This is a genomic window from Winogradskyella epiphytica, from assembly GCF_003217215.1.
In the GTDB taxonomy this organism is placed as follows: Bacteria; Bacteroidota; Bacteroidia; order Flavobacteriales; family Flavobacteriaceae; genus Winogradskyella; species Winogradskyella epiphytica.
The window spans coordinates 66,474-74,556 of record NZ_QJTD01000002.1 but is presented as its reverse complement, the minus strand read 5'-3'; the positions used below and the strand labels follow the sequence as shown (position 1 = coordinate 74,556).

General features: G+C 37.9%; 1 protein-coding gene. It reads left to right on the top strand.

The window, feature by feature from the left end; all coding sequences use genetic code 11:
* Positions 1 to 7,981 (top strand): HYR domain-containing protein (locus DFQ11_RS05615; protein WP_146221503.1); only part of this gene is annotated, 7,981 nt, incomplete at its 5' end.
* Between the last annotated feature and the right edge of the window lie 102 nt (positions 7,982 to 8,083).

Genomic DNA, 8,083 nt, shown 5'->3' with positions numbered 1-8,083 from the left:
AGATACTTGTTCGGGTACAATCACAGGTACAACGACAGATCCGTTAACTTATAATACTCAAGGAACCTTCACTATCAATTGGACCTATGATGATGGGAATGGAAATACTTCTACGCAACCACAGACAGTTATTGTGGATGATACTATTGCACCTGTTCCTGATGTTGCTACTTTACCTAGTGTAACCGGCGAATGTTCTGTAACAGTTACAGCTCCTACAGCTACAGATAATTGTTCAGGAACTATCACTGCTACAACAACTGCCCCATTAACTTATTCTACACAAGGAACACATGTTATTACTTGGACTTATGATGACGGGAATGGAAATACTTCTACGCAACCACAGACAGTTATTGTGGATGATACCATCGCCCCTGTTCCTGATGTTGCTACTTTACCTAGTGTAACCAGCGAATGTTCTGTAACAGTTACAGCTCCTACAGCAACAGATACTTGTTCAGGAACTATCACCGCTACAACGACAGATCCGTTAACTTATAATACTCAAGGAACCTACACTATCCATTGGACATATGATGATGGCAATGGAAATACTTCTACGCAACCACAGACAGTTATTGTGGATGACACCTCTGTCCCTGTTCCAGATGTTGCTACGCTACCTGATGTAACTGGCGAATGTGATGCAACGGTTACAGCTCCTACAGCAACAGATACTTGTTCAGGAACTATCACCGCTACAACGACAGATCCGTTAACTTATAATACTCAAGGAACCTACACTATCAATTGGACCTATGATGATGGCAATGGAAATACTTCTACGCAACCACAGACAGTTATTGTGGATGACACCTCTGTCCCTGTTCCAGATGTTGCTACGCTACCTGATGTAACTGGCGAATGTGATGCAACAGTTACAGCTCCTACAGCAACAGATAATTGTTCAGGAACTATCACTGCTACAACGACAGATCCGTTAACTTATAATGCTCAAGGAACCTACACTATCCATTGGACATATGATGATGGCAATGGAAATATTTCTACGCAAACGCAAAATATTATTATTGATGATAAAACTCCTCCCGTAGTCCCAACACTAGCAGATGTCATTGTTGGCGAATGTAGTGGAACTCCAACTGCTCCTAATACCACAGATAATTGTTCTGGAACTATAATTGGTACAACCACAACTGTATTCCCAATTACTACACAGGGAACAACTATAGTGACCTGGACTTTTGATGATGAAAACGGCAATATAATTACTGCAAATCAAAACGTGATTGTAACCGATACAACGCCACCTACCTTCAACTTCTGTCCTATAAGCAGGTCAATTAATAACGATCTGGGAAATTGTGGTGCAATTGTAACTTATACCATTCCAACGGCTAATGATAACTGTGGAACAGTAACGATTAACCAAACAGATGCGACAGGTTTAACTTCTGGAGATAACTTCCCTATTGGCACTACAACTATTGAATATACAGCTACAGATGGCAATGGTAACAACAGCATTTGTACATTTACAATTACCGTTATAGACAACGAAATGCCTACGATAGAATGTCCCTTGGATGATATAGTAGTAGAAGCTGATTCTAATTGTGAATTTACCTCAGAAGCACTAGCGCTATTAGATCCAAGTGTAATAACAACTCCATCATTCGGTGATAACTGTACTGGGGTTAATATATCTAATAATTTAGCTGGACAGTTACCTTTACCGGTTGGAAACCATATTATTACTTGGACTGTATCAGATGAAGCTGGAAATACAATAAATTGCAATCAAAATATAACGGTAGCCGACGTAACTCCTCCTGTGATTACCTGTCCTACTCCAAGCCCATTTTACAATACAGATGCTGGACAATGTCATGCTACACTTTCCTTTAACGCCACCGCCACAGATAACTGTAATGGCTCTCCTATTATAACCTACGAAGTAGCTGGAACACCAATAACGTTTCCTTATGCTTTTACTGTTGGAACCACTACTGTAGATGTTATTGCTGATGATGGCAATGGACTTATTTCAACCTGTTCTTTTAACGTTATAGTTCAAGATAATGAAGCTCCAATAGCTGTTTGTCAAACCTTTACAGTCCCTTTAGATGCCTCTGGAAATGCAAGTATTGTGGCTTCTGATATAGATGGTGGCTCTTTTGATAATTGCTCGACAGTAACACTTAATGCTTCTCAAACAACATTTACTTGTGCTAATGTTGGTACAAATAATGTAACACTAACTGTAACTGATGCTGCTGGAAACATAGCAACTTGCAATGCCGTAGTAACGGTTTTAGATCATGTACAGGGAGCAACCGCAACAATAACCTCTACGTCAGGCTCGCCAATCTGTTTAGGAGAATCAGTAACTTTTACTGCAACTGGCACTAATTTAGGTGCTAACCCTTCTTACCAGTGGTTTGAAGGTGGAACACCTGTTGGAACAAATAGCGACACTTACACAACTACGGGTCTTACCAATGGTGAAAATGTCTATGTAGAAATTACCTCAGGGCCATGTAATACGGTTACAATTAGTAATAGTATTGTTATGACTGTAAACCCATTATTACCTGTAACATTTACTCTAAATGCTTCAGCCAATCCTGCTTGTTCAGGAGAGAATGTAACATTCTTTGTAACCGGTTTAACAAATGGTGGAGCCACACCAACTTACCAATGGTATGTAAATGGAACTCCTGTTGGTGGAAATACAAACTCTTATAATTCAACAACTATTAATGATAACGATGTTGTTTCTGTTGACGTTAGCTCAAGTTTGGCATGTGCGAATCCTATTCCAGCTACTGAAAGTATGACGATGACTGTTAATCCGTTACCTACAGTAACGGCACAAGCAAATGGAAGTTCTACCAATATTACTATTTGTGAGGGTGGTAACTTAACCTTAACAGGTAGTGGTGCTACAACTTATACTTGGGATAATGGTGTAACTAATGGTGTTACTTTCGTGCCTACAGTAGGAACACATACGTACACTGTTACTGGTACAAGTAATGGATGTTCAAGTACAGACACAATTGAGGTGACTGTGACACCAAATGCTACAATTACACACATTTCTGGAGACACTAATCAACATGTTTGTGAAAATAACGGAGGAGATAATGTTACCCAACTTATTGTTAATACCATTACCTATTCCATCTCTAATGCAACAATAGCAACTGTCACTGGGTTACCTCCAGGAGTAACTTATAATTTTAACAGTGGTACTGGAATTTTGACGATTAATGGAAACCCTAATGATGTAGCAACAACTACCACTTATAATTATACAATTTCAACAAATGGGTGTGGTACTGCTACTGCTTCAGGCTCTATAACTGTATATAACAACCCGGATTTAGAAACTCCATATGGAGTAAGTGGTTGGTTTGGTTCTAGAGATATAAGAGGTGAAGGTTATGTATGTTTGCCTACAGTCGAAACTTATTATGTACATAATAATAATGATGTACAATATTATGAATGGCAAGTTCCAGCAGGTTGCACTATTATTGGAGGAGCCGGTACAAATGAAATTACTGTACAATTTAGTAACGCTTATAATGGAAATGGTAGCATAAGAGTAAGAGCTGTTAATCCTTGCGACACTAGTAGTTGGAGAAGCAAAAGAGTTAGAATAAACCCAATTCAATCTCTGGAACTAAATGCAGGCAATGATGTAATCGCATGTAATGACGAAACCATACATTTGGAAGGTTCTATTGTTGATGCTAACTTACTCATAAATAGTGTATGGTTAAATTGGGACGATAATGGAGCTGCAGGCAACTTTATAAACATTACTAATAATGGTCTAAATATTGAATACGTCCATCCTCCTGTTACTGAAATAACAACAGTAAATATCTCTTTAACCGCATATTTTGTTAGTCTCTTATGTTCCGAAGGAGTTACAGATAATATGACAATTACAATTTACCCTGATCCAACAGCCACAATAACAACTTCTTCCCCTGTTTGTGAAGGAGAAGATGTCGTGGTTTCAGGTACACCAAATACAACTGTTTCTTATAATTATAACGGTAATCCTGCTGGTACTTTTAATATTGGAGCTAGTGGAACTGTAACATTTACAGGATTAGGAGCAGGAACGTATTCATTAACCAGTATTGAATATACTAATGCACCTAATTGCCCTGAAACTATAAATAGTTCTGTAACAATAAACGAGCCTCCTACTGTCACAGCTCCAGCAGACGTCACCATCTGTGAAGGGGATACTGTTGATTTAAGTGCTGCAACAATTGGTGGAACAAATTACGTAGGTACATGGACGACCTCTGGTAATGGAACATTTGCCGGTAACATATATACGCCTCATGCTGCCGACGTATTTAATAGTCCTATTACATTAACCTATACCAATACGCCTAGTGATGGTATTTGCTCTCCGGTAAGCGACAGCATGTTAGTGACTATTAATCAGGCTCCAACAATCTATGCAGGTGTGGATCAAACTATTTGTAACAGTGACACGGTTACCATGACAGCGAGTTTTGGTGGTAGCGCCACATCTGGTACCTGGTCTGGTGGGACAGGAACTTTTAGTAGTAATTTACCAAACGCTACATATACACCAGGAATTGGAGAAACAGGAACGGTTATTTTAACTTATACCAGTAACGATCCTGCTGGTCCTTGTAATTCAGCTATAGATACTGTAGAAATTACAATCGATCAAGGAGCAACAGTTGATGCTGGAACAGATCAAACAATCTGCGAAGGTGATACTGTAACCTTGACGGCAAGTTTTGGTGGTTCTGCCACATCTGCTACATGGAATACAAGTGGTAGTGGTACTTTTGCCGGAAACATCTATACACCTAGTGTTGCTGATATAAATAATGGTTCAGTTCTATTAACATATACAACAAATAACCCAACAGGTGTTTGTAACCCTGTTTCAGATTCTATGTTAGTGACTATTAATCCACAACCAACTGTAAATGTAGGCAATAATCAGACTGTCTGCTCTACAAGTACAAGTATTACTATGAATGCAGTTCTGGGAGGTGGTGCAAGTTCAGCTACTTGGTCCACCAGTGGTGATGGTAGTTTTAATAACAATAACACTAATGCAGTTTATACGTTTGGAACTAATGATATTGCCAATGGTTCGGTAACCTTAACTTACACAACCAACGATCCTACTGGTCCTTGTATTGCTGCTACTGATAGTTTTGTAGTTAACATTATACCATATATTGCAGCTAATCCAAGCTATACTTACGCAACTAATAATGGAGATTGTTCAGACACTATTTTAAATTTAAGTGCTGATGGTACTGGTTATTGGTCTGCTGTTTCTGTACCTGCTGGTAGTCCGTTTACCTTTTCTGATACCACCAATCCAAACGCGACTTTTACAGGTGAAAGTGGGACTGAATACAATCTGACTTGGAATGTAGATAATGCAGCTCCTTGTGGTGACAATGACGCCACAATCAGCGTTACTTTTCCTACATGTGAAGATAATTTAAATTTCGACGGAATAGATGATAGTGTTAACCTTGCAGACAACTATAATTTATCTGCACCATTTAGTATAGAAATTTGGATTAAACCAAATGAAATTAAGAGCGGCATTCAAACAATTTTATCCAAACGTGATGCAAGTAATTTTGCAACAGGATATGATTTACGTTTAGTGAATAATAACATAATATTCAGAGCTAATGGATCTGGTTTATTTACCGGAGGGATAACTGCAGACAGATGGTATCATATCGCCATAACTTATGGAAGTAACATCTATACTTTATATGTGGATGGTGTCCAAAAAAACAGCATTGCAGTTACTTTTAATCCAAGTCCTAATAATTTCAACATGCTATTAGGAGCTATGGCAAGACCAAATAATACGCCAACCAATTTTTTTCATGGTTGGATAGATGAGCTTCGAATTTGGAATACTGTACTGAGTAGAGACCAAATCAGATTAATGATGAATCAGGAAATTGAGAATGATGGAGGAAACGTAATTGGAAGTGTTACAGGTAATCAAGTTTCTACTGGTTTAAATTGGAGCGATTTAACAGCCTATTATCAAATGAATCAAAGTAGTCCGAGTCCAGATATAATAGCAGGACAATTGATTGCAACTAAAGGTGTTACTGGTACATTAAGAAATATGACAACTAGACAACCCGAATCGGCTCCTCTACCGTATTTAAGTTCTGGTAGCAATACTAATTGGGATCAACAAAATACATGGCTACACGGTACTGAGCAAATGATTCCTAATACAAATGGAATAAATTGGAATATCGTGCAAATCGAAGATGACGTTAATATTTCGAGAGAAACAAATGTTCTAGGTCTAGTCATCCAAGCTAATAAGTTAACAGTAAATAACAACCAACCCCTATACGTTAACAAGTATCTAAAAATAAATGGAGTTTTAGATCTCGAAGGCGAATCTCAATTATTACAACCAGTAGGTAGTATTGTTGATTATTCTGGAACCGGTAAATTAGAACGAGACCAACAAGGTACTAGCAATATGTTTAATTATAATTATTGGGGAAGTCCAGTAAGCACAAGTGGTTCAGCTTTAGACAGAAATTACACTGTGGGCGCTATTTTATATGACGGATCAAATCCAGTAAATTGGGTAACTAGCCATAATACAGCAATTACTTCTAATCCTGTGACAATCAGTAGCCGTTGGTTATACACTTATGCCAATTTAACAGGCCTCTATAGCGAGTGGCAATCCATTAATCAAGGCACCCCTATTGATGTCGGATTAGGATATACCATGAAGGGAAGTGGGGCTGCTACTCCTAACCAAAATTACACTTTTGTGGGGCAGCCTAACAATGGTGATATTAAGGTTTCAATAACTGCGAATAATGAATCCTTAATGGGTAACCCTTACCCATCAGCTATAGATGCCCACACTTTTATAGATGATAATGAGACTGTATTATTGGCTGGTAGCGCCTTGATATTTTGGGAGCAAGCTCCAAATAATCCAAACCATATTTTAGCGGATTACTTAGGAAGATATTCTTATTTAAGTAAAGCAGGAGGATTACAAGCTGCAAGTTCACCAACAGAGATAAATGGAGTAGGAAATGCAACAAAAATTCCTGGTCGTTATATCCCTGTAGGTCAAGGATTCTTTGTTAAAGCAGAAAACGATGGAGATGTTGTTTTTAATAATGGTCAACGTGAATTTATGAAAGAAGGAGCTCAATCGGTTTTCTTAAGACCTGAAGGTGATGTAACTACACAAAGTGAGACCAACACTAATGACGTGGATTTGATTAAAAGAATCCGTTTTGGCTTTAAAACACCAGAAGGGGCATTTAGACATTTACTCTTGGCATTTACACCGGATAATGACGCTACAGATGCTGTAGATTATGGTTATGACGCGCTTAACTCAGATGATTTCCCTAGCGATATGTCATTCTTAATTGAAGACGACAACTATGTGATTCAAGGTGTTGGTGAATTTGACATTACTAAAGTTTACCCATTAGAAATGGTTCTAGGGCAACAAGGTAACGTGGAAGTAGAACTTGGAGAACTTGAGAATTTCGATGAAGAAATTGATGTCTTTATTTATGATGCTGTTTTAAATACTTATACAAGATTCAATGATGTTAATTTCCAAATGAATTTGGAAGCTGGCACCTACAGTAATCGTTTCTACTTAACATTCCAAGAAGACGCTGAATTGTCTATTATTGAAGATGAATTCGAAACTGTTATAGTTAGATATTTACATGATACTGACGAGATTTATGTAAAAACACCTCCTAGCATACAGGTTAAGCAATTATATCTTATCAATGTTGCAGGTCAAATGGTTTACTCATGGAATGCAACGAATTTACCAATGTCGCATGAGATTAAGATTCCTGTGAAGCATATTTCCGAAGGTGCTTATATCTTAAAAGCAGAAACAGATACGGGCACATTCAACAGAAAATTGATTATTAAGTACAAGAGATAAACTTTTTTAAATAAAAATAAATGCCTTCAAGTTTGGTCAATCAACCATAAACTTGAAGGCATTTTAAATTAATCTGTTTACACTGTAAAGTTAGAAGCCTCC